We start from the raw sequence: 23,123 nt of genomic DNA, 5'->3' as shown, positions 1-23,123 counted from the left end.
AGGGCTACTCATTCACATATCGTTTACTAAGATAATTTTGATTTACTGTGTTGACTCGACTTTACTAATAAATGTATTTAGTTTTTTTGAGTGCATATCAACAGTGACTTTGAGTTTTGAAGTAATTTCCAAACACTCTAGAATGTGGAATTTTCGTAGTAAGGTTTTCGCAGATTTATTTAATTGTTTGCTTTCAATAAGGTCGTAACAATATGTTGATTCAATTCTTGGCCCCGTATAATTATCATTTAATAGAACAATGCAGCATTCAAAATTTAGAAGTTCTATATAAGCATATAGAACATTTTCTTTAGGGCAACCATACAGGTATAACAAATGGGAGATTTCATTATCCTTTAACTCATGAATCTTATAATGAGTTGGGTAGTAAAACCAACAGTATTTTTTATCTGCTTTGCTATCCTTTACAAATGATATTACATTGTGTGAGATATCTTCGAAGTCAACATTATTATATAAAGCATAGTTTAAAGCTATTTTAGTGAGTGCACGAAAGTAAACAACGCCTCCGAACCCCATTTCTCCGGTAGTTCTTGATAAGTTATTCTGAAAATAATACAAACCTTCGTGCTTATGTTCTGTTAGCTTTGATACATTGATGTTTTTGTATTTACCAGACTTTTCTAATTCTTTAACTTTTCTTCTTGTTAGAGAGTCTAACTCCTCTTGGTTGCTAACATAGATGCGAATTTCTTCTTTAGGAAGTTCCATTTGGAGAAATGGCAAAGGTTGAAGGTGTTCACCAACGGGTATGTTTTGTCCATCGGCTGCGGCGAAGTCGATTCGCTTATTTTTTTTTGGTCGATCTCGTTTAAAAGACAAGGTATCTGCCGCCCATTTTAGTTGATTATTAAGTTCTTTATCAACTGTTGATCCTAATGTCTCATTACAAATCTTACATAACTTGTTTTTTAACTTGAGTACACCACCTAAAAAATTGGGAATAACATGCTCGTCAGAGGTATTAATTTCGGCAATATCTTTTTTGCAACAATAACAGTTTGCCATAGCTATTTAACTAAGTTTCCATCATCTGTGTGGCACGTAAGGGTGGTTTTTCGCTTACTCCAACAATTTCACCTTGCACCACATCAATGTGCATGGCTTGGGGTTCTTTGGGTAAACCGGGCATACGCATCATCTCGCCGCAAACAGCCACAATAAAACCTGCTCCTGTGTTTATTACCAAGTCTTCAACAAACAAGGTAAAATCCTTTACATCCGAAGGTTCATCGGCATTGCTGCTAAAGGTGTATTGGGTTTTGGCAATACAAACGGGCAGGTTGTTTAGCCCCATTTCGTTTATCTTTTTCAGAGCGGTTTGAGCTTTTTTGCTCAATGAAACGCCTTTGCCTTTGTAAATAGTAGTTACAATGCTGTTCAGCTTGGTTTCGATACTGTCCTCAAGCGAGTAAGTGTGTTGTATCGGTTTTGAGGGGTTGTTTTCAGCCTCGCTAACCACCAATTTGGCTAACTCTTCTACCCCTGCGCTACCGTCGCCAAAGCCGCTGTGGGTAGCACATTTTGCACCGCGCTCGGCACACCAGTTGGCTATGTAGCTAATCTCATCATCAGTATCAGAAGGGTGGCGGTTAATTGCCACCACTACCGTTTGCCCGAAGGACTTTAAAATATCCAAGTGCCTTTCCAAATTGTGCATCCCTTTTTGCAGGGCACTCATGTTGGGCAGCTTCAACTCTTTTTCGTTAGCTCCGCCGTGCAGTTTCAGCGATAGGGTAGTGGCCACCAATACGCTTAGTGCGGGTTGCAAACCTGCGGTGCGGCACTTTATGTTCAAGAACTTTTCAGCCCCTAAATCGCTCCCGAAACCGGCTTCGGTTACCGCGTAATCGCCCAGTTGCAAAGCCATTTTGGTAGCAATAATGCTGTTGCAACCGTGGGCAATGTTGGCAAACGGACCACCGTGTATAAACGCAGCTCCGCCGTCCACATCCTGCACCAAGTTGGGCATCAGCGCATCGCGGAGCAAGGCTACAATAGCCCCGCCTACGTTCAAATCACGCACATACATCGGCTTTTTATCGTTGGTATAACCCACCAAAATATTGTCGATGCGGCGGCGTAAATCGTCCAAATCTTTCGATAGGCAAAAAATGGCCATAATCTCGCTGGCGGGCGTAATGTCAAACCCTGTTTCAGTAGGGATGCCGTTGCCGTCAAGCCCTGTGATGATGTTCCGAAGGCTGCGGTCGTTCACATCCAGCACCCGTTTCCAAACCACTTGGCGCAAACCGTTGGCAGCTCCTTTGTTAAAGTAGTTGTGGTTATCTACCAGTGCAGCTAATGTGTTGTTAGCACAGGTGATGGCATGAAAATCACCATTAAAATGCAGGTTAATATCGTCAGAAGGCTCAACGGTTACATAACCGCCCCCCGTGGCTCCGCCTTTCATACCAAAGCAAGGGCCTAACGAGGGTTCGCGCAGGGCCAACACACTTTTTTTACCGATGCGGTTTAAGCCCATGCTCAACGCAACTGAGGTGGTGGTTTTGCCCACCCCTGCTTTGTTGGGACTAATGGCGGTAACCAAAATCAGTTTGCCTTGTTTTATTTTGGCTTCGTCCCATTGGGGTGAAACTTTGGCTTTATAGTGTCCGTAGGGAATTAGTTGCTCTTCAGTAATGCCCACACGGGCGGCTACTTCCTGTATTTTTTTCATGCAGAACGAAATTAGGGAAAATATAATTCTAAAGCAGGAACGTGTTAGACGACCTATTGTATTTCTGCCGGATTAATTTCTATATCTTGCATAAAATCAATTGGCTATGAAATCTATAGTTGCATTTATATCTGTTACTCTTGTTATACTAATGACGGCCGCTTGTGGCGGTGAAAAGAGTTGCAATGACGGGAAAAGGTCTTACGCTGTGTATGCTGAGTTTGCCCACGATTCTAATGTGGTGATGAAAAACGGACTGAACCGCAGGGTGTTTAACACTACTGAGGCTCAAGAAGGGAAAGACATTACCTTGGAGAAAGACGGAAGCATTACCCTGCAAAAGGGAACTTACCGTATCACAGGCTTTTCGCTGGTTACCATGCAGGATGTGATGGCCGCCCCTGTATACCCTGCCGATAGCCAAAATTACCCGGGCTATTGTATACTATATCCTAAAAAGTATGAAAGCAATATGGGTGAGGTGCTAAAAAACAACATTTGTATAGGCAGTTTGGGGATTGCACTAAATTCTACTGCCAGTTTAGTGGATGTGTACTACAAATGTGATGAAACAACCTCTATTTGCCTTGGCCATCAAGTAGGCGATGATTTAAAAAACACTATATTTTTATCGGTGTATGAGATAGATGGAACAAAAAGCGATTACCACATGTTTGCACGGGTAGCCATAGAAAAGATTGAATGATAAATTCTGGAGCTGTCTCAACCCTTACTTCACTTCTTCGTAATCCACGTATTCGCCCATACCGTCTGATTTGTGCTTACCGTTATCAGGACCTTTGATGATTTTAATTTTGCCGTCTTTCTCCTCTTTTTGCTGCTGGTTATTAGTGTGGTAATGGTAGTTTTTAATTACCACGTTGGTTTGGAATAACCCACGCAAAAAACGGATAACGAAGTAAAACAGTATCAGGTATAATATGAACTTAAACATAGTATGCTGCTATTTAGCTTGGGGCAAATATAATCATTAATGCCTGTAGCCATTAAAAACAAACGGATGAACGGTTATTTAAAGCAGACTAATACAGCCATACTTTTTTTACAGGTATTGCGGCAATTTGAAACTGAACTCCTTTTTGCGTTAACCAACTTTGCAAATCATTGGCAGGCATGGTGTACAAGCTGTCAAATATTTCAAACGTATCAATATACAGGGTATCCATCACTGCTTCATATTCAACAGGCTTGCCAACGCTATTTTCGAGTTGTTTTAGTAATCCGCTCAGGGGATAATAACTTTTTGATGACGGGTCGTTCCAATTAATAGCATTCTTGGCCATTAAATGCTGCTCATCAGTAACCTTTGCGGTTAATACTGATGTATTAATTACTGTATCGCGCCATTTTATGTCAAAAGTACTCCCAATAGAATTTAATATCTCCGTTTTTGCAGCCTCAAGTGTATAGCCGTTACTTCTTGAAAAAATAATATCAAAGCAAGCAGTGTCATTAACTTTTGAGTGATTTATCACTCTCACAGGACTTGAAAGCTTCATTAATAAAGAAAATATTTTTGGTATGCCTGCATTTATGATAGTAACCCCAACACTGTTGTTGAAATCCCGCCAGGCGCTACCACCACCTTGCGGCATCACAGTGGGTCTTATAATATGTTGGTAGGGTACAAGCGAGCGATTGGGCGTGCTAAAATTAGCAGTAAACACAGGGTCGTCGCCACCGCTCCAGGCACCAAAAAGCCTTGCGGCGGTTGTCTGTTTTTTCTTTTCGGGGACATAACCCCCATTTAAAATGGATGATAACAGCGTGGTGTCCACGTTTTCAGGCCTTCCGTCATAAATAACAATACCGTTCTTATCTATGATAACAGTGCGGGGAATTCCTTGCACGTGATAAGCTTGGTGCATATTTTTAGCGGTATCGCAGGCTATCCAACCGTTTATCTTTCGTTTTTCAAGGAACTTTTCGATTTTTTCTTTCGGCTCGTCGGTTATTGAGATAAAGAGTACCGAGTCGGCAAAATGCGATTGCAGTTCGTTTAAATGTTTCACATTGGCTAAGCAGGGCGAACACCAAGTGGCCCAAAACTCAAGCACGACGGTTTTACCGTCAAAATATTCAGCAGTAGCACTTTTAACGGGGCTTTGCAAAAGAGCGTTAAAAGTTAATAGCGGATAGGTATTGTTTAGCAGCTCGGTTTGCGGAAATACCGTTAATGAAATAAAAAACAGGGGGATAAATAGTATGTTTTTCATGCCTCAAACAACGGCGTAAAAAAGCTGCTTAAAGGAATGAAAACAGTAGTAAAAGTGATGTAAAAAAGAATTAGTACTCGAGTTTTTAGCGCAGCAGACGGGCTATTTTGGCTACCTGACTGCGGTTTTGGATATTGGTTTTTTGGTAAATGCGGCTCACGTGGCTTTTCACTGTACTCAATTCTATATTCAGTTTTTCGGCTATTTCTTTATTGCTCAGTCCATCATCAACCAACAGTAATATTTGCTTTTCTTTGATAGTAAGCATTGAAATTATGTCGGCTTCATTTTCTATGGGTTGTTGATTACCGGTTCGTTGTTTCAGCTTTCGGTACAGATACACATTAATCCCTGCTGAAATCAACAACAGAATCAATGCTATAATAAACCATACAATATAGCTGCTGCTGGTTGGCTGTTTCCCGTTTTCATTAAACTGAACTTTGCTTATTAGCTTTTCAAACTGGGCAGGATAAGGCGATTGGGGCAATTCCTTTTTCAAGCGCGATAAAAATGCCTCAAAAAAGTCTTTGTTTGCGGCATAACCCTCTTCCCTCAAAAGCACTGTAGCAACCAAGGTTGATAGTAAAATCGACGAGCTATCAGCAAAGCCTCTATAATTTTTTAACAGCTTATTTCTCAATAAGGTGCGTTTCTCTTCGCTGGTACTATCGTTATTAAATCGGTAAAACTCCCGTTCCCACCCCTTTAACGTTGAAAGGCCATTGCCTTCGGGCATACCTTTTGTTTCAAAGTCAGGGAAACTTGTACAAATGTTGTAGCAGGTAATGTGTACTACCGTTGCGTTGTTCAGTATCAGCAATACAAAATTCTCGTTTTCACCCACAGACATATGGGCGTTAATATCCTTTTCGGGGGTAAAGTATAAGCGATAGAAACGTTTATCGGCGGGTAAAAAATCACCCGATATTTCAAAAGCCCCGGTACTATCAAGTTCAGACTGTGCTACAATCAAACGGCTTGAGATACCTGAAATGTTCCCAAGATCATCAATAGCTGCAAGATAAACGCGCGGGTAATAGCATTTTGCTACACCGGGCACTTGCCCTGTAATAACAAAAGCCCCCAATAGCTTGGGGGCCGTTGCCAATATTGTGAAAGCAATAATTGCTATGATGCTTCTTAAAAACATCTTACCTGCTCAAGAACATCGATTTTTCTTTGTAGAACTGGCGGAACACAGGGTCGTTCAAATCTTTGATAAATAAGATTGCTTCACCTGTTGATTTCATTTCAGGTCCAAGTTCTTTGTTCACGTTGGGGAATTTATCAAACGAGAATACCGGTTGCTTGATTGCGTATCCGTCAAGTTTCTCTTCAAACGTAAAGTCTTTCAGTTTATTTACGCCCAACATTACTTTGGTAGCAATGTTTACGTAAGGTATTTGGTAGGCTTTGCAAATAAAGGGAACGGTACGAGAGGCACGCGGGTTGGCTTCAATCACATACACCTTCTCGTTTTTAATGGCAAACTGTATGTTTAGCAAGCCCCTTACGTTAAGAGCCATTGCCAGTTTTTTGCTGTATTCCTCCATTTTATCCTTCACAGCTTGAGAAAGATTGAACGGTGGCAACACGGCTGATGAATCGCCGCTATGGATACCCGCAGGCTCAATATGCTCCATCATGCCTACAATATGTACATCTTCACCGTCGCAAATGCTATCGGTTTCGGCTTCTTCGGCACGGTCAAGAAAGTGGTCAATCAACACACGGTTACCGGGCAAATCGCCCAACAAGCCGATAACTGCATTTTCCAACTCCTCGTCGTTGATTACAATTTTCATCCCTTGTCCACCCAATACATAGCTGGGGCGAACTAACACAGGGTAACCCACACGGTGTGCAATTTCAATCGCTTCATCAGCATCAATTGCCACGCCGTAATCAGGGTAGGGAATATCCAGTTCTTTCAACAAGTCTGAGAAACGTCCCCTGTCTTCGGCAATATCCATGTTGTCATACGATGTACCGATGATTTTTATTCCTTTTTCGTGCAGTTTTTCTGATAGTTTCAATGCGGTTTGGCCACCCAACTGCACAATCACCCCTTCGGGTTTCTCCATCTCAATCAGCTCTATCAAATGCTCCCAAAACACCGGTTCAAAGTATAGCTTATCAGCCATATCAAAGTCGGTAGAAACTGTTTCAGGGTTACAGTTCACCATTATGGCTTCGTAGCCGCATTCTTTAGCAGCCAGCAAGCCGTGTACACAGCTGTAGTCAAACTCAATACCTTGACCGATACGGTTAGGACCTGAGCCTAAAACAACTATTTTCTTCTTATCGCTTACTACTGATTCGTTTTCACCATCAAACGTTGAGTAGAAATAGTTGGTACTGCTTGGGAACTCAGCCGAGCAGGTATCAACCATTTTGTACACACGCTTAATGCCTAATTCTTTACGTTTTTCATACACCTCATCTTCGGTGCAGTTCTTTATCAGGTAAGCTATTTGTGCATCGCTGTAGCCTTTTTGCTTAGCCTCCAACAACAACTCACGAGGGATATTACCCAAGCTAAAGCGGCGTATTTCGTTATCGGTTTTTACCAAGTCTTGTATTTGGTTCAAGAACCAACGGTCAATCTGGGTAATTTTTTGGATGGTGGTAATGGGTACACCAAGTGCCAACGCATCTTTTATGTAGAACAACCTATCCCACGACGGAACTTCAAGCTTGGCGATAATTTTCTCAAGGTTGGTTTCGTGCAAACCATCGGCGCCCAAGCCTATTTTGCGTATTTCTAGCGACTGACAGGCTTTTTGCAACGCTTCTTGGAAGCTACGGCCTATCGCCATTACCTCACCTACAGATTTCATCTGCAAACCAAGACGGGTATCGGCCTCGCGGAATTTATCAAAGTTCCAACGGGGTATTTTTACGATAACATAGTCAATTGCAGGTTCAAAAAAGGCCGAGGTGGTTTTGGTTACAGGGTTTTTCAACTCATCAAGTGTGTAACCGATGGCCAGTTTCGAGGCAATTTTAGCAATGGGGTATCCGGTTGCTTTTGATGCAAGGGCTGATGAACGTGATACACGCGGGTTTATTTCTACCGAAATAATGGCCTCGTCTTCAGGGTTCACAGCAAACTGTACGTTACAACCGCCTGCAAATGTGCCTATAGAGCGCATCATTTTAAAGGCCATGTTACGCATCTCTTGAAAACAAGTATCGCTCAAAGTCATTGCAGGTGCAATGGTGATACTGTCTCCCGTATGTATGCCCATTGGGTCAAAGTTCTCAATGGTACATATTACTGCAATGTTGTCGTGTTTATCACGCAGCAACTCCAACTCATATTCTTTCCACCCGAAAACTGCTTTTTCAACCAGTACTTCGTGGGTAGGAGAGGCTTGCAAACCGCGACTAAGGGCGGCATCAAATTCTTCTTTTTTCCAAACAAAACCACCGCCTGTACCACCCAATGTATATGAGGGACGGATAACCAGCGGGAAGCCTATTTCTTGGGCTATCTCTTTACCTTCAAGGAAAGAGTTAGCTACTTTAGAAGGGGCGATACCGATACCCAAGTCCACCATTAACTGACGGAATTGTTCGCGGTTTTCGGTTTTTTCAATCGCTGCAATGTCTACACCTATGATGCGAACATTGTATTTTTCCCAAAGACCGATTTCATCAGCTTCTTTACACAAGTTAAGTGCTGTTTGCCCACCCATAGTAGGCAGTACACAATCTATCTGGCGTTCTTTTAAGATTTGCTCTATCGACTGAACGGTAAGGGGCAACAAATACACATTGTCGGCCGTTACGGGGTCAGTCATAATAGTTGCAGGGTTTGAGTTGATAAGGGTAACTTCAATCCCTTCTTCTTTTAACGAACGTGCAGCCTGGCTGCCTGAGTAATCGAATTCGCATGCCTGACCAATGATAATGGGGCCGCTTCCGATAATAAGTACTGATTTAATTGAGGAGTCTTTGGGCATAGTGGAGTAGTAGGTGTGTTACCTAAAAAATTGGGCGAAGATAAATAAGAAAGTTTATAGTGCTGAAATTTTTTAAGATTACACTCCGTGTTGTTCAATTGCCTTATCGTTTATGCTACGCACATTGTTGGCTTTTGTTACAATACGTTGCACTACTTCGTCAAGTTTTTTGGCTGTAATTTCCATCATCTGCAAAATCTTAATGTTGTCGGCTCCGGCAGGGTCTTGTTTGTTAAATAATGCTACCAGCCCCATCAACGTGCTTAACGGTCCGCGCACCTCGTGCGATTGCATCCAGGCAATTTCAAGCAGTTGTTTATTTTGTTCGGCAATAAACAGTTCGTTTTTCTTACGTTGGGTTATTTCTTTGGCAAAACAACCCGCGCCTATAATCTCATTGTTCTCGTTGTATATGGGGTTAAAATTCACCTCGTAGTACACAGGACCGGTTTCGGGTAATTCATACATGTCATCTATTAGAAACGACTCACCTTTAAACGCTCTTTCGTAATAGCTTTTCCAAGCAAAAGGCCGGTTATCAGGCAAATGTTCAAACACAGCCTTTTCGCCTACATCGGCGTTTTTGCCCAGTAAATTTGTGATAAAATCTTTGTACGCATCGTTTACCGCCATAAGCTCAAAGGAGGTATTCACCGACCATATTATATCCTCGGTATTATTTATCAGCGCATTGAGGTTGTTTTTTGTGCGTGAAATTTCTTCACGCATCAGGTGGGTATGGGTAACATCGGCAAAATATATGGCAAGCCCGTTGGGGTTAGGATAGGCGGTACATAAATACCAGTTTTTTGCACCCGGGTATTGGCTTTCAAAGCTCACACTTATATTTTCTTCGGCCGCTTTGGTAAGGTTTGTTTGAAAGGGAGTGTTTAACAATACGGGATACATTTCCCAAATTGTTTTACCCATTAAATCATCTTTTTTAAGCTGGGTAATTTGCTGGAAAACCTTGTTTGCATAAGTAAACCGCCATTGCTTATCTACTGTTACAAAACCATCTGTAATACCGTCAAGTATTTTTGTAACACTTTGGGCGTATTCGGTAAATTTTTGTTCCGATTCCCTTAGCTGGGTGATATCAGTAGCTACCCCATGTATTTCTTTGGGTTTTCCGTCACTGTCATACTTTACCACCGATTTATCGTACATTACCTTGGTTTCCCCTTGTCGGTTAACAATCCTGTATTCACTTTCAGAGTTACCCGCTTCAAGAAGCTGTTTAAACTCTTCCTGTACATTTACATTGTCATCGGGGTGAATAAGACTGAACCATAAACTCGGGTCGTCATAAAACTCCTGAGGGGTATAGCCATACACACGTTCGCTTGAACTACTGATAAATGTTACTTTGAAATCATCAGCACTACAGGCCCAAACAATATCATTTACGTTTAATAGAATTTCATCAAGTCGGTCTTTAAACGCTATTAACTCGTTATTTAGTTGTTTAATTTTTTGTTCGGCCAGTATTTTTTCATGTACATCAACGGCCAGCACCATGCGGCTTTTTCGCTTACCAAACGAAGCTGTTGCCGAGTAAATGTTAGCATAAAACACCTCGCCCGATTTGCGTTTGTGCTTAAACGTACCGCTGTTAGATATTTCATCATTGTGAAAGGCTATTTGCTGCTCCAGCACGGGAATTTCTTCCACAGGTCTAATATCCCTTAGCGTTAGCGATAAAAACTCGTTGTGGGTATAGCCGTAACATTTTAGTGCCGCTTTGTTTACCGCCAAAAAAGCAAGGGTTTCTACATCATATACCCACATAGGGTTTGGGTTGTCTTCAAAAAGGCCGCGGTATTGTTTTTCTAACGAGGCTAATTTGCTGATAGTGCTGCGTGTATACAAATACAACCCCAGCCCGGTTAGTAGCACATAGGCCAGCCCTTTAGCTATATTGATGTAGAAAATTGAAGTTTGGCTAAGATGTTTGGTTTCTACAAATACCTCAACTATTGAGTCCCCGGCAATAATCCAAATAAAGCCCACAACAAGGTAGGCAATGGTGATTTTAGTCGCGGTATAGGTATTCATAGCACATCAGGGATTAGCACAGCACCGGTATAAACAAATCTAATAAAAAACAGTAATAAAAAAGGTATTAGAAATTTTAAAAATCAAGCATTTACGAAGACTAATCACCAGCCCGTAACCAATAAGTTTTTGGCAGCTTTTTCACCACATTTTTGGTATTTATGGTAAGCTGCTGCAGCTTTTAGCCGCACATTGGTATTGGTTTCATTATTCAGCCATGCGCCAACTGCATCGTGCAGTGTGTATGCTTCAGGAGCCATCAACCCCGTAGTCCACACCAACGGGTAAGCCCCCGCCTCTTTAATAAATCCTTTAAAATAATCCCTACTGATGCAAGCCAACATAATGGCTTTTCTTTCCTTGTTATCGGTATTTTCAAAATCAAGCCCTATGCTAAAGTCCATAAGCCCGTTGTGGCCAATGTATGCTGTAAGTAGGGCATTACCTTTTATCCCTATTATTTTACCGTCAATTTGTACCGTATCTTTTTCAATACCTGCCGTACCGCGTAAAAAATCAACGGTACATTGTTTTATGTAGGCACCATCGTAGGCATCGGCTATTAAATAAACGTTAGCGTGTTTTTTGCTTTTAAAAACGCAGCGCTCAAGCACATAGCCACTATCCTTTGTTGTACGTATAAGTTTCCAATCGGCACTGTTTTTAAAATAGGTTTTTACACCGTACCCGCAGCCCCAATACAAGTTATTAAAAGGGTCTTGCCCGTTTCCTATTTTTTTAGGTACCGGTACTATGCCTTGGTATTTATTATCACACAATGCCACATATACATGAATGGTTTTTATAATGGTATCGTATGCTGTAACTTGGTTTACAGTTTGCTTTTCAAGTATACTGTCGGCTTGGTTCGGTTGTGAATAGCAACCTTGCACTATCAGGCTGTATACAGCGACAATTAACGTTTTGTAGGCTTTCATCATTAACATTTAACGGGGTTAATTGTCTTAAAGTGTAAAATCAGGTTTCAATCCACTGTTTAAAACCGTTTGAAGTTTCTTGGCTGATGGTAATCTCATCCGCACAATGGACTATTTTTAACAGCAGTTTGCCTTTATACGAGGGTCTGAATTTTTGTATTGCGATAATATTGATGAGGTATTGGCGGTTCACCCGGTAAAACTCATTTCGGGGCAGCATACTTTCCAATTCGGTAAGGGTATAATCCACCATAAAACGTTCGCCCTGTGTGTTTATAGCAAACACAATTTTATCGAGGGTATAAAAATAAGCAGTTTGTTGTGCAGTAAGGTACGTATAATCGCTGCCCTTTTTCACCAAAATGCGTGTTTTTGCGGCAGGTCTTTCCTCAAGCAGAGCTAAATCTTCAGTGACAGGGGGCGTGTTGATAATCAGGTATTTGTTAAGAGTAATTTGTAACTGTTCGTTGGTTTGTTTGTTAGCCTCCCAGTTTTTTGCCAAAAACACCATTTCGTACACGTGGGTAATGAATATCACGCAGATAACACAGATGAGGGTAACATTGGTAATAATATTCCAGTTGATAGCGTCTGTAGCCAAATAAGTGTACCACAGCCAGCACAGGCCAATAGTAAGGGGCACGGTATATAACAAGTTGGCCATAAACAGCGAGATGATTTTTTGGAACGGATTATTGAGCCAAGAATACATTCTGCGTAGTTTGAATAACAGGAAACGGTTGCCTTGCCAGATACAAAATGCAATGAAAATGAAGTAAAGTTGCCCCAGCACAATTTCAGGGAAGCTATACAGCTCTAACCGTATTAAACCGCTGATATTGGGTATTACCAGCCCGAAAAAGGGTATCCCTATCAAACGGATGGTGGTGTCATTCAATTCCCCATCAACGGAGGGTTTGGGTAACAGGGTTTCCGTTTTCAGTTCTTCAATATCCGTTTTCGGGGTATTTTTTTTCATTTTCGGATAAGCGCGGCTAAGTTTTGCAATTACAAATTACACTTTTTTATGCAGAACATTGAGATTAACCACCTTGCTGCTATCGTAGCGGCTTTATCAGCATTTATTATCGGCGGACTTTGGTACTCGCCTGTGTTGTTTGGCAATATTTGGATGCGGGAGGCAGGTTTAACTGCCGATGAGTTGAAGAAAGGGAACATGGCCAAAATTTTTGGGCTGTCATTCATTTTATCATTGATAATGAGTTACAATCTTGCCGCTTTTCTTTCAGGCCCTGCTGATTTAGGTTGGGGTATTGCTGCCGGAGCATTGGCCGGTATTGGCTGGGTAGGGTTATCGTTTGGTGTTAACTACCTGTTCGAGCGCAAATCGTTCACGTTGTTCCTGATTAATGCAGGTTACAATGCCGTTACTTTTATGGTGATGGGCGCTATTATCGGTGTTTGGAAATAGTGCTTTGTATATGGGGCGGTCTCAAAAGCGGCAGGTTTTATACCTGTCGTACCAGCGGACATAAAGCCCGCCGTTATTTCAAAGAGCCGTTCCGAATGGTTTAAAACCATTCGGAACGTTACTCCCAAAAGGCCTGAATTTTTACATTCAGACTAATTTAGCAGGTTATTAGTAAATCATCCTTGTTTCCTCACAATCAACCCTGCCATGGGTTGTGCGGTGGGCATCACTACAATATCGTTTACGTTCACGTGCGGCGGGCGACTGGCTATGTACCAAACAGCGTCAGCAATATCATCGGCCACAAGGTTCTCAAAACCTTCATACACTTTTTTGGCGCGCTCCACATCCCCCTCAAACCGTACAATCGAAAATTCAGTTTCCACCGCTCCGGGGCACACCATTGATACCTTTACCGGGTATTTAGCCAAATCCAACCGCATACTGCGTGTTAAGGCATCCACAGCGTGTTTGCTTGCACAATACACATTGCCCATGCTATACACCTCTTTACCTGCAATAGAGCTGATATTGATAATATGCCCCGTATTGCGGGCTATCATTTGTGGTAATACAGCCTTGCTCACATACAGCAGTCCCTTTATGTTCGTGTCAATCATAGTTTCCCAGTGGTCAATGTTTCCGTCCTCAAAGGGGGCAAGCCCCATGGCAAGTCCTGCATTATTCACCAGCAAGTCAATATTCTTCCATTCATCGGGCAAATTGCCAATGGCTTCATTCACTGCCGCGCGGTCGCGAACATCAAAATTAAGGGTATGTATTTGTGCATTGTGTTTGGCAACCAATTGGGCGGCAACATTTTCTAAACGGTCTTTACGACGGCCTGTAAGTATAAGACGGTAACCGTTTTGTGCCAGTATGTTTGCGCAGGCTTCGCCTATGCCTGCTGTCGCGCCCGTAATTAATGCAGTTTTCATAAATAAGTAATAAACAATGGGGTGTAAAAAATTAAAAACCTTTTATTTGAATTGCGAAAATAAAGTGAAGAATTTTGTCGGACGAATAAGAATATACTTGACCTATGAACTTTACGGTAAAGAAGAACGAAAATTACTCCCTGATTAAACTTGAAGAAGCTGCGCTAAGTGCCGCCAATGTTGATGCGTTGAAGACTGAGTGTGCTAAATTGGTGAAAACTACCCCCTTTTTAATTTTTAACGGAAAGGCACTTGCAACAATTGATAAAGACCAAAAAAGTTTGTTATCGTCAATTGATGCACTGGCTAACAAAGCAGGAGGAAGCATTATCCTTACCGAATTGAGCGACGAGAATGCCGAACTGATGGAAAAAGCAGGAATTAACAGCCTACCTTCTGATGACGAAGCGGTTGATTTTATTTTTATTGAGCAGATGGAAAACCAATTTGCCGATGAAGATGACGAAGACGAGGATGATTTTTAATCAAGCGAACCCCGTATAAACAAGAACGGCTGCCCAAGGGCAGCCGTTCTTGTTTTATTACAGCCACAAAAGATGCGAGTGGGTGTAATGAATGCAGATGTTTGTAATTACAGCGGGTTGAAACCCACTGCTCTTATGATTACTGTCCGAAATGGAACTTGAGTCCCTTTTCGGACAGTAATTTTAACTGAATAGGATTTTAACCCTATTCAAATAACAATATTGTTTGTAAAGACAGCTTTAGTAAGCCACGTAAATTGAATATTACTTCTGCAATGCTACGTGCATCACATCGCGGATAGAATTGTAGGTGTCTAATTGGCCTAAATTCAAATCAGAAATACTAAACCATTGTACTTGGGTAATATTTTCTTCTTGTTGCGGGGTAAACTCTTCGGGATGGTCGATATGCATAAAAAACCAATGGGTGGTTTTTAGTACCCTGCCGCCGTCAAGTTGGTAGGTATGGTAAGATTTGGTGATAAAATCGCCCAGCTTAATGCTTTTTACGCCACATTCTTCTTTCACTTCACGCACTGCGGCACTTTCCAGCTTTTCCTCGTCGTCTTTTTTGCCTTTGGGCAAATCCCACTTTCCTTGGCGCATTATCAGCAGCACATCGCCCTTATCATTCAGCACAACACCGCCTGCTGCCTGTATTTCTTTGTAGTATTTTTTAAAGCGTTTAAAAGTGTCTTTTTCATCCACGGTAGGGACAAAAATGCCAAAATTGGCAAGCTGGCGATCGCTGTTTTCAAGCATTTCAACCGCCCTCATCAACGACTTATCATCGTCGTCCATCAGCCGCAGGTTTTTAAGCCTGAAGAGGTCTTCGCTATCATCGGAAATCACCAAAGGGTGTTCGTTAATAAATATCTTTATCATCAGGCTGAACGGAAAAGCACAAAACTAAATAAGCATCTTTTATGTAGTAATGCGACAGTTAGTTTGCAAATATTTTTGGTTTGGTATAGGTTTGCACCCATGGCTGCCAGCAAAACAGGTGCGAAAATAGCACAATACCTTTTAGAAATCAACGCCATCCAACTACGCCCAAACAAACCTTTTACTTGGGCATCAGGATGGAAGTCTCCCATCTACTGCGACAATCGCTTGTCGTTATCGCATCCCGATGTGCGAACGTATATCAAGAAAAAACTTGCAAAAAAAATACAAGAGACCTACCCCGATGTAGAGGCTATTGTGGGTGTTGCCACTGCCGGTATTGCTCCGGGAGCTTTAGTAGCCGATGTGCTCGACCTTCCTTTTGCATACATACGCCCCGAGCCTAAAAAGCACGGTCGCCAGAATATGATTGAAGGCGATTTGAAAACAGGCCAAAAAGTAGTAGTGGTTGAAGACCTTGTAAGCACAGGCGGAAGCAGCTTGAAAGCTGTTGAAGCATTGCGCGATGCAGGTGTGAAAGTACTTGGACTGGGCTGTATTTTCAGCTACGGATTTGAGTTGGCCGAGCAAAATTTTAAAAATGCTAAGTGCAAATTCTTTTCACTGGCCGATTATCAGGTGTTGATTAAAACAGCCAAGCAAGAAGGTTATGTTGAGCCTTCTGACCTTGACAGCTTGCGCAAATGGCGCGAGGCTCCCGATAAATGGGGCGTGTAATACAAACATTATAAACTTTATATGTAATAAGTATAGGATTGAAACCCTATTCTGTTAAAACTACAATGGGCAAAGGGGCTTACGTCTCTTTGCCCATTGTAATTTCAAAACCAGTCGGGATAAAACCATAAACAGCGGCGGGCTTTATGCCCGTCGAAAAAGAATCGCTAAATAAAAAAATTACTTTTTACGGTCGATTACATAATCAACCAATTGTTGCAGACTGGTGCGGGCTTCGTTATCAGGAAACTTCGATAAAATTTCAAGGGCTTCCGCTTTGTATCGGTTCATCACCGTAGTAGCATATTCAATACCGCCGCTTTTGTGCACATAATCCACTACCTCCTTCACCTTACGGGTATTAGTGTTTTCGTTTTTTATAATATACACCAGTTTACGCTTCACATCATTGGGCGCATTGTTTAGTGCATATATAAGGGGCAGTGTAAGTTTTTTCTCTTTTATATCAATGCCGGTAGGCTTACCTATATCATCGGCACCGTAGTCAAACAAGTCGTCTTTTATCTGGAAGGCAATACCTATTTTCTCGCCAAAATCGCGCATTTGCTCAATTTTTTCCGCATCATCAATCACACTCGCAGCACCAATGGCACAACACGAGGCAATTAGCGAAGCCGTTTTTTTGGTGATAATGTCAAAATAAATATCCTCTACCAAATTCAGTTTGCGGGCTTTTTCAATTTGCAGCAGCTCTCCCTCACTCATCTTTTGCACAGCATCGCTTACAATTTCCAACAAATGAAAATCTTTATTGGTAACAGCCAGCAATAGCCCGCGGCTAAGCAAATAATCACCTACTAAAACAGCTATCTTATTTTTCCAAAGGGCGTTGATGGAGAAAAAGCCCCTGCGTTGATACGAGTCGTCAACCACATCGTCGTGCACAAGCGTGGCCGTGTGCAATAGCTCTACAAGGGCAGCCCCTCTGTGGGTAGCCTCGCTAATCCCACCGTTCAGCTTAGCCGTAAACAGTACAAACATTGGGCGCATTTGCTTACCCTTACGTTTCACTATATACGTCATAATGGTATCTAATAAAGATACCTTGCTTTTCATGCTCTGTCTGAATTTTGTTTCAAACACAGCAAGTTCTTGCTCAATGGGGGCCTTAATTTGGTCGAGGGTCGGTCTCACAAATATGCTGTGCAAGATAGGGGATATTTTCTATTTACTAACGCATCACTACAACCACGCATCAAAATTAAAAGCCGGATTGTCTTTTACACTGCTAAGCAAGCACAGGATGCACCGTTTTGCGTTTCTGTGCTAAATAGCGTAGGTTTGCTGCTTTTAAACCCATCTTGTATAGTATTATGACTACTGCTACCGTTCACAAAGCAAAAAGCATTGATAATAAGTTACCCCTTGTAATTATTGGTACTAAAAAAACCAAATGGGAAGATTTCGGCCTAGACAAAGGCGAAATAGCATTTGTTAAAGAAAAACTAAAAGGCGACGATAAAACCATAACGGTAAACAACCTTGGTCAACTTACATTTATTGTATTAGAGCCGGGTATGGATACCGATGCTAAGAACTTAGAAAAATACCGCCAGGCAGGTGCAAAAATTTGCACAGCACTAAATGCCAACAAAAAAGAAGCCGTTACTATTTCGGGCGATGTAAAAAACAAAGCCGTGTATTTAGCAATGGCCGAGGGATTGGCACTTGCCAACTACCAGTTTTTGAAATACCGCAAAGAGGCCGAAAAAGAAAAAAACAGCCTTGCTACTATTAATATAGTTGCTGAGGGTGTAAAGGCCGACGATGCTGCCAACCTTAACACCGTTGTTGAGGCTACTTGCATTGCTCGTACTTTGGTAAACGAGCCCCAATCATACCTTGATGCCGTGCAAATGGCAAAAGAGTTTGAAAAACTGGGAAAAGATGCCGGTATAAAAGTAGAAGTACTTACCAAAGCCAAAATAGAATCACTAAAATTTGGTGGTTTGTTAGCTGTAAATATGGGTAGCCAAACTCCGCCCACATTTACTATTATGGAGTACAAACCTGCCAAGGCAGTCAACAAAAACCCGATAATATTAGTAGGTAAAGGTGTTGTGTACGATACAGGCGGTTTAAGCTTGAAACCCACACCTAACAGCATGGACTACATGAAGAGCGATATGGGTGGTGCCGCAGTAGCAGCCTGCTCAATATATGCAGCCGCAAAAATGAAGTTGCCTGTACATATCATATCGTTAATACCTGCTACCGATAACCGCCCCGGCGAAAACGCATACACTCCCGGCGATGTAATAACCATGCACAGTGGTTTGAACGTTGAGGTATTGAATACCGATGCCGAAGGCCGCATGATATTGGCTGATGCACTTTCGTACGCTAAAAAATTCAAGCCAGAATTGGTGATGGATTTTGCTACGCTTACCGGTGCAGCAGCAGCAGCCATTGGCCCACAAGGTATTGTGTGTATGGGTACTGCTCCTGAGGTAACCAAAAAAGCCCTTAAAAACAGCGGTGATAACGTGTACGAGCGTTTGGTAGAGTTTCCGTTTTGGGATGAATACAAAGACCTTATTAAATCAGACATTGCCGAGATTAAAAACATCGGCGGTCCTATAGCCGGTGCCATCACCGCCGGAAAATTCCTTGAGTATTTTACCGATTACCCTTGGATGCACTTTGACATTGCCGGTGGTGCATTTTTGCACAGCGGCGACGGATACCGAGTGAAAAACGGTACCGGTATTGGTGTGCGTTTGGTGCTTGATTATTTAAGCAACTACGGCAGCAAAAAATAAACCGTAGTTTTAATCGTTTTTTAAACTACCCTTATACATTATGAGCCAACCCCAACTACCCAAAATAGGCATCACGCTGGGCGATTATAACGGCATAGGTGTTGAAATTATATTAAAAGCCCTTGCCGATACTCGCTTGCTGCAATATTGCACGCCCATAGTTTTTGGTTCGGTTAAGGTAATATCGTTCTATCGCAAAACCCTTGAGATGAACGAGATAAACTTTAACTACATAAAATCGGCCGACCAAGTAAATGCCAAGCGCCTTAACTTGGTTACCTGCTGGGAAGAAGAAACCGAGATAAAACCCGGTATTCCTACAGAAACAGCAGGCGGGTATGCCTTTAAATCATTAGATGCTGCTGTTAAAGCCGCAAAAGATGGTTTGTTGGATGCTATTGTAACTGCCCCCATTGATAAAAATACCATTCAAAACCCCGATTTCCGTTTCCCCGGTCATACTGAATATCTGGCCGAGCAGTTTGGTGCTGAACAGCACATGATGCTATTGGTAGGAGAGGAGCTAAGGGTAGGATTGGTTACGGGGCATGTACCTGTTAAAAACGTTTCGGCCAACTTATCAGTAGCCAAGATTGTAGAAAAACTGCACACCTTGCGCACCTGTTTGCAAAACGATTTTTCGATACCCAAACCGCGTATAGCCGTATTGGCACTTAATCCGCATGCAGGCGACGGAGGTTTGATAGGCGACGAAGAAACCACCATTATAGCACCGGCCATTGAGCAGGCTAAAAACGAAGGCATTTTAGCTTTTGGCCCTTATGCTGCCGATGGTTTTTTTGCAGCCCGCCAGCACCGCAAATACGATGCGGTACTTGCCATGTACCACGACCAAGGACTTATCCCGTTTAAGTACATGGAAAAAGAATACGGAGTGAATTTTACAGCAGGATTACCCATTATTCGTACATCGCCCGACCATGGAACGGCGTACGATATTGCGGGTAAAAACCGCGCTGATGAAGGCTCTATGAGAGCTGCCATATACCTTGCGTTGGATTTATTACGTACACGCCGCCACGAGAATGAAATCAGCCAAAATCCGTTAAAATTTATGCCGCTTAAAAAGGAGCGGTTCCGCATGGAGTTTTAATAGGGCGATTGAGTTATAAAAAGCGGTATGTTTGCGGCACTTACGCGGTGTCTAATTTTCAGCCCAGCCAACAAATAATTGTTAGCATTTTTTATTCTCATTCATTTACCGTATTTTTGCCGACTATTTTTGTGAAGCACTGATATGGCTGCCGGAGAAAAATATACGATAGACCTGCTGAAAATAAAGCACATAGCTGATGACTACAGGTTTGAAGTAAGTAATCGTTTTTTTGAGAGTTTTGAGGGGAGTACGATTAAAGAAGGCAACATTACTGTTAGCGTTTCGATTGAAAAAACTGCCAATACTTTCGACACACACATTACTGCCGAAGGAACTGTAAAGGTAGAGTGCGACCGATGCCTTAACCTGATTGATTTTCCGGTGAAGGGTGAACTTGAATTGGTGGTGAAGTTGATAGAGGGGCACAAAGAAGACGAAGACGAAATAGTGTATGTACCAATGGGTGAAGGCGTGTTTAACGCTACCCAGCATATATATGACTGTATTTACTTGGCACTGCCGATACGCAAAACTTGCGAGGAAGCAGGAGTACCCGAAGGGTGCGACAGCAAGGTGATAGAAAAACTTAACCGTGTGGAGTATGGCAACGACGATGACGGAGCCGAAGACCCGCGGTGGGACAAATTGAAAGATTTACTTTAGTTTAAAGACGATAAAACAATAGAACAATGGCACATCCTAAGCGCAAAATTTCGAAAACCCGCAGGGACAAAAGAAGGACACACCATAAATTGGATAGCAGGCCTATTTTTGTAGATCCTACCACCGGCGAAGCATCTTTGTACCACCGTGTAAACGTTGAAACCGGTATGTACAAGGGCGTTAAGGTGATGAAGGGTAAAAACGACGAATAAGGCCCGAAAGCAACATGCGGATTGGGATAGATATTATGGGTGGCGACTATGCCCCCCTTGAGGCCATTAAAGGCTGCATAAAAGCTGCTGCCGAACTACCCGGCACAGAATTGGTGTTAATTGGCGATAAAGACGCTGCTGCTCCTGTTTTTGAACAATTGGGCAGCAACATCAGCCAGTTTAATTTTGTACATGCCCCTGAAACCATCGGCATGTCAGAATCACCGGTTAAGGCAATCACCCAAAAGAAAGAGTCTAGCATAGCAATTGGTTTTGGTTTGTTAAAAGCCGGACAGATTGATGCTTTTGCCAGTGCAGGAAACACCGGTGCAATGATGGTGGGTGCTATGTATAGCGTTAAAACCATCGAAGGCATTATGCGCCCTGCAATTGGTACAATACTGCCTAAATACACAGGCGGTTTGGGGTATATGCTTGATGTGGGTGCCAATGCTGATTGCAAGCCCGATGTGCTTTTTCAATTTGGCCTGTTAGGCTCATTATACGCACAACACGTTTATAAAATCGAGAACCCCCGTGTAGCCTTGCTAAACCTTGGCGAAGAAAAAGAAAAGGGGAGCATTGTTACCCAAGCAGCTTACCAGTTAATGGAAGGTACCAACCTTTACAACTTTGTAGGTAATGCTGAAGGTCGCGATTTGTTTTTAGATACATCAGATGTGATTGTGTGTGACGGTTTCACCGGAAACGCAGTGCTTAAAGCTTGCGAATCTATGTGCTACCTGCTTACTAAACGCGGCGTACAAGACGAGTTCTTGGGTCGTTTTGATTATGAAAATTATGGCGGCACCGCCATTTTGGGTGTAAATGCACCCGTTATTATAGGTCATGGTATATCACGCGAAAAAGCATTTTTCAACATGATAAAACTTGGCCGCGATGTTGCCGAAACTAAACTGACAGATAAAATCAGGACATCGTTTTCAATGTCTGTGTAATACATTAACATGGAAAAAATTACCGCAGCTATTACTGCCGTGGGCGGGTATGTTCCCCCCGATGTGCTTTCCAATTTCGATCTTGAAAAATTGGTTGAAACATCTGATGAATGGATACGCACCCGAACCGGCATAAGCGAGCGTCATATTCTTAAAGAACCGGGAAAAGCAACCAGCGACATGGCCGTTGGTGCCATCCATAACTTGCTTGATAAGCGCGGGATTACTCCCGAAGAAATCGACATGGTGGTATGCTGTACAATTACCGGTGATTTAATTTTCCCTGCAACTGCAAACATACTTTGTGATAAAATAGGGGCTAAAAATGCATGGGGCTTTGACCTTAGCGCTGCTTGCTCAGGATTTTTGTACGGTATGGAAGTAGGTAGCAAAATGGTTGAGAGCGGTAAATACAAAAAGGTATTGGTGGTAGCAGGCGACAAGATGTCGTCTATTATTGATTATACCGACCGCAACACCTGCATTATATTTGGCGATGGTATGGGCGCAGTATTACTTGAACCCAGCTACGACGGATACGGTGTATTGGATTCAATCCTTAAATCTGACGGTTCAGGTCGCCAATTCCTGCACCAAAAAGCAGGCGGCTCGCTAAAACCACCCAGCCACGAAACCATTGATGCCCGCGAGCATTATGTGTATCAGGATGGTAAAGTGGTGTTTAAGTTTGCCGTTACCAACATGGCCGATGTTACCCATCAGGTAATTACCCGCAACAACCTGCAACCCGAAGAAATTGCTTGGTTAGTGCCCCATCAGGCCAACCTGCGCATTATAGATGCCACAGCCGAACGTATTAATCTTCCCCGCGAAAAGGTGATGACTAATATCCAACGCTATGGCAACACCACCAACGGTACCTTACCGTTGCTTTTGTGGGATTATGAAAAACAACTTAAAAAAGGAGACAATCTTATCCTAAGCACCTTTGGCGGTGGTTTCACTTGGGGTTCGATGTATGTTAAATGGGCATACAACGGCTGAT

General features: G+C 42.4%; 22 protein-coding genes. 10 read left to right on the top strand and 12 right to left on the bottom strand.

All coding sequences use genetic code 11. The features are described 5' to 3' along the window. Positions 1 to 42: 42 nt before the first annotated feature. Together F9K23_05550 and F9K23_05545 are read right to left on the bottom strand one after the other, a co-directional pair. Entirely contained in the window at positions 43 to 1,029 is a 987-nt protein-coding gene (locus F9K23_05550; protein KAB2917220.1) for an HNH endonuclease, read from the bottom strand. Between the two features lie 10 nt (positions 1,030 to 1,039). Then, the gene (locus tag F9K23_05545; GenBank protein ID KAB2917219.1) at positions 1,040 to 2,701 is read right to left on the bottom strand and encodes a formate--tetrahydrofolate ligase; all 1,662 of its coding nucleotides are present in this window, start codon (positions 2,699 to 2,701) and stop codon (positions 1,040 to 1,042) included. Between the two features lie 106 nt (positions 2,702 to 2,807). Here F9K23_05545 and F9K23_05540 point away from each other — a divergent pair, with 106 nt between their 5' ends. Continuing rightward, positions 2,808 to 3,407 (top strand): hypothetical protein, encoded by a 600-nt coding sequence (locus tag F9K23_05540; GenBank protein ID KAB2917218.1) that lies wholly within the window; start codon positions 2,808 to 2,810, stop codon positions 3,405 to 3,407. 24 nt (positions 3,408 to 3,431) lie between these two features. Here the strand turns inward: F9K23_05540 and F9K23_05535 are convergent, their stop codons facing one another. From F9K23_05535 to F9K23_05505, 7 genes are all read right to left on the bottom strand, one after another. Continuing rightward, positions 3,432 to 3,656, bottom strand: a complete 225-nt coding sequence (locus tag F9K23_05535; GenBank protein KAB2917217.1) for a hypothetical protein — start codon at positions 3,654 to 3,656, stop codon at positions 3,432 to 3,434. Between the two features lie 88 nt (positions 3,657 to 3,744). After that, complete coding sequence (locus tag F9K23_05530) at positions 3,745 to 4,938, bottom strand: TlpA family protein disulfide reductase (GenBank protein KAB2917216.1); 1,194 nt, start codon at positions 4,936 to 4,938, stop codon at positions 3,745 to 3,747. 85 nt (positions 4,939 to 5,023) lie between these two features. Further along, positions 5,024 to 6,091: a response regulator transcription factor gene (locus F9K23_05525; protein ID KAB2917215.1), complete on the bottom strand. Its 1,068-nt coding sequence runs from the start codon at positions 6,089 to 6,091 to the stop codon at positions 5,024 to 5,026. A gap of 1 nt (position 6,092) precedes the next feature. Beyond that, positions 6,093 to 8,909, bottom strand: coding sequence for a carbamoyl-phosphate synthase large subunit (gene carB, locus F9K23_05520; GenBank protein KAB2917214.1), 2,817 nt, complete (start codon positions 8,907 to 8,909; stop codon positions 6,093 to 6,095). A gap of 78 nt (positions 8,910 to 8,987) precedes the next feature. Next, positions 8,988 to 10,967: a PAS domain S-box protein gene (locus tag F9K23_05515; protein ID KAB2917213.1), complete on the bottom strand. Its 1,980-nt coding sequence runs from the start codon at positions 10,965 to 10,967 to the stop codon at positions 8,988 to 8,990. A 104-nt stretch (positions 10,968 to 11,071) separates the two neighbouring features. Beyond that, the gene (locus F9K23_05510; GenBank protein KAB2917345.1) at positions 11,072 to 11,821 is read right to left on the bottom strand and encodes a hypothetical protein; all 750 of its coding nucleotides are present in this window, start codon (positions 11,819 to 11,821) and stop codon (positions 11,072 to 11,074) included. A gap of 124 nt (positions 11,822 to 11,945) precedes the next feature. Beyond that, positions 11,946 to 12,884 carry a LytTR family transcriptional regulator gene (locus F9K23_05505; GenBank protein ID KAB2917212.1) on the bottom strand — a complete coding sequence of 313 codons (939 nt, stop codon included), beginning with the start codon at positions 12,882 to 12,884 and terminating at the stop codon, positions 11,946 to 11,948. Positions 12,885 to 12,932: 48 nt separating this feature from the next. Here F9K23_05505 and F9K23_05500 point away from each other — a divergent pair, with 48 nt between their 5' ends. After that, complete coding sequence (locus F9K23_05500) at positions 12,933 to 13,337, top strand: DUF1761 domain-containing protein (protein ID KAB2917211.1); 405 nt, start codon at positions 12,933 to 12,935, stop codon at positions 13,335 to 13,337. Between the two features lie 176 nt (positions 13,338 to 13,513). Here the strand turns inward: F9K23_05500 and F9K23_05495 are convergent, their stop codons facing one another. After that, the gene (locus tag F9K23_05495) at positions 13,514 to 14,275 is read right to left on the bottom strand and encodes an SDR family oxidoreductase (protein KAB2917210.1); all 762 of its coding nucleotides are present in this window, start codon (positions 14,273 to 14,275) and stop codon (positions 13,514 to 13,516) included. Between the two features lie 104 nt (positions 14,276 to 14,379). Between F9K23_05495 and F9K23_05490 the strand changes: the two genes are divergently transcribed. Further along, a complete protein-coding gene (locus F9K23_05490; GenBank protein ID KAB2917209.1) occupies positions 14,380 to 14,760 on the top strand; it encodes a hypothetical protein in 381 nt (126 codons plus the stop codon). A gap of 264 nt (positions 14,761 to 15,024) precedes the next feature. On the opposite strand, the gene F9K23_05485 is transcribed toward F9K23_05490, so the two are convergent. Next, positions 15,025 to 15,645, bottom strand: coding sequence for an NUDIX domain-containing protein (locus F9K23_05485; protein ID KAB2917208.1), 621 nt, complete (start codon positions 15,643 to 15,645; stop codon positions 15,025 to 15,027). A gap of 99 nt (positions 15,646 to 15,744) precedes the next feature. Between F9K23_05485 and F9K23_05480 the strand changes: the two genes are divergently transcribed. Then, on the top strand, positions 15,745 to 16,383 hold the full coding sequence (locus tag F9K23_05480) for an orotate phosphoribosyltransferase (protein ID KAB2917207.1): 639 nt from the start codon (positions 15,745 to 15,747) through the stop codon (positions 16,381 to 16,383). A gap of 180 nt (positions 16,384 to 16,563) precedes the next feature. Here the strand turns inward: F9K23_05480 and F9K23_05475 are convergent, their stop codons facing one another. After that, on the bottom strand, positions 16,564 to 17,538 hold the full coding sequence (locus F9K23_05475) for a polyprenyl synthetase family protein (protein ID KAB2917206.1): 975 nt from the start codon (positions 17,536 to 17,538) through the stop codon (positions 16,564 to 16,566). A gap of 179 nt (positions 17,539 to 17,717) precedes the next feature. On the opposite strand from F9K23_05475, the gene F9K23_05470 reads away from it, so the two are divergent. The 6 genes from F9K23_05470 (at position 17,718) to F9K23_05445 (ending at position 23,122) form a co-directional block, all read left to right on the top strand. Next, on the top strand, positions 17,718 to 19,166 hold the full coding sequence (locus F9K23_05470) for a leucyl aminopeptidase (GenBank protein ID KAB2917205.1): 1,449 nt from the start codon (positions 17,718 to 17,720) through the stop codon (positions 19,164 to 19,166). A gap of 40 nt (positions 19,167 to 19,206) precedes the next feature. Further along, entirely contained in the window at positions 19,207 to 20,280 is a 1,074-nt protein-coding gene (gene pdxA, locus F9K23_05465; protein ID KAB2917204.1) for a 4-hydroxythreonine-4-phosphate dehydrogenase PdxA, read from the top strand. Between the two features lie 144 nt (positions 20,281 to 20,424). After that, on the top strand, positions 20,425 to 20,946 hold the full coding sequence (locus F9K23_05460; GenBank protein ID KAB2917203.1) for a DUF177 domain-containing protein: 522 nt from the start codon (positions 20,425 to 20,427) through the stop codon (positions 20,944 to 20,946). Positions 20,947 to 20,972: 26 nt separating this feature from the next. Then, positions 20,973 to 21,158, top strand: a complete 186-nt coding sequence (rpmF, locus tag F9K23_05455; protein ID KAB2917202.1) for a 50S ribosomal protein L32 — start codon at positions 20,973 to 20,975, stop codon at positions 21,156 to 21,158. Positions 21,159 to 21,172: 14 nt separating this feature from the next. Then, the gene (gene plsX / locus F9K23_05450) at positions 21,173 to 22,117 is read left to right on the top strand and encodes a phosphate acyltransferase PlsX (GenBank protein KAB2917201.1); all 945 of its coding nucleotides are present in this window, start codon (positions 21,173 to 21,175) and stop codon (positions 22,115 to 22,117) included. Positions 22,118 to 22,126: 9 nt separating this feature from the next. Further along, positions 22,127 to 23,122 (top strand): ketoacyl-ACP synthase III, encoded by a 996-nt coding sequence (locus tag F9K23_05445; GenBank protein KAB2917200.1) that lies wholly within the window; start codon positions 22,127 to 22,129, stop codon positions 23,120 to 23,122. Position 23,123 lies beyond the last annotated feature (1 nt).

Source organism: Bacteroidota bacterium (assembly GCA_008933805.1).
Classification (GTDB): Bacteria; Bacteroidota; Bacteroidia; order UBA8524; family UBA8524; genus SB11.
This window is presented reverse-complemented; position numbering and strand designations above follow the sequence as displayed.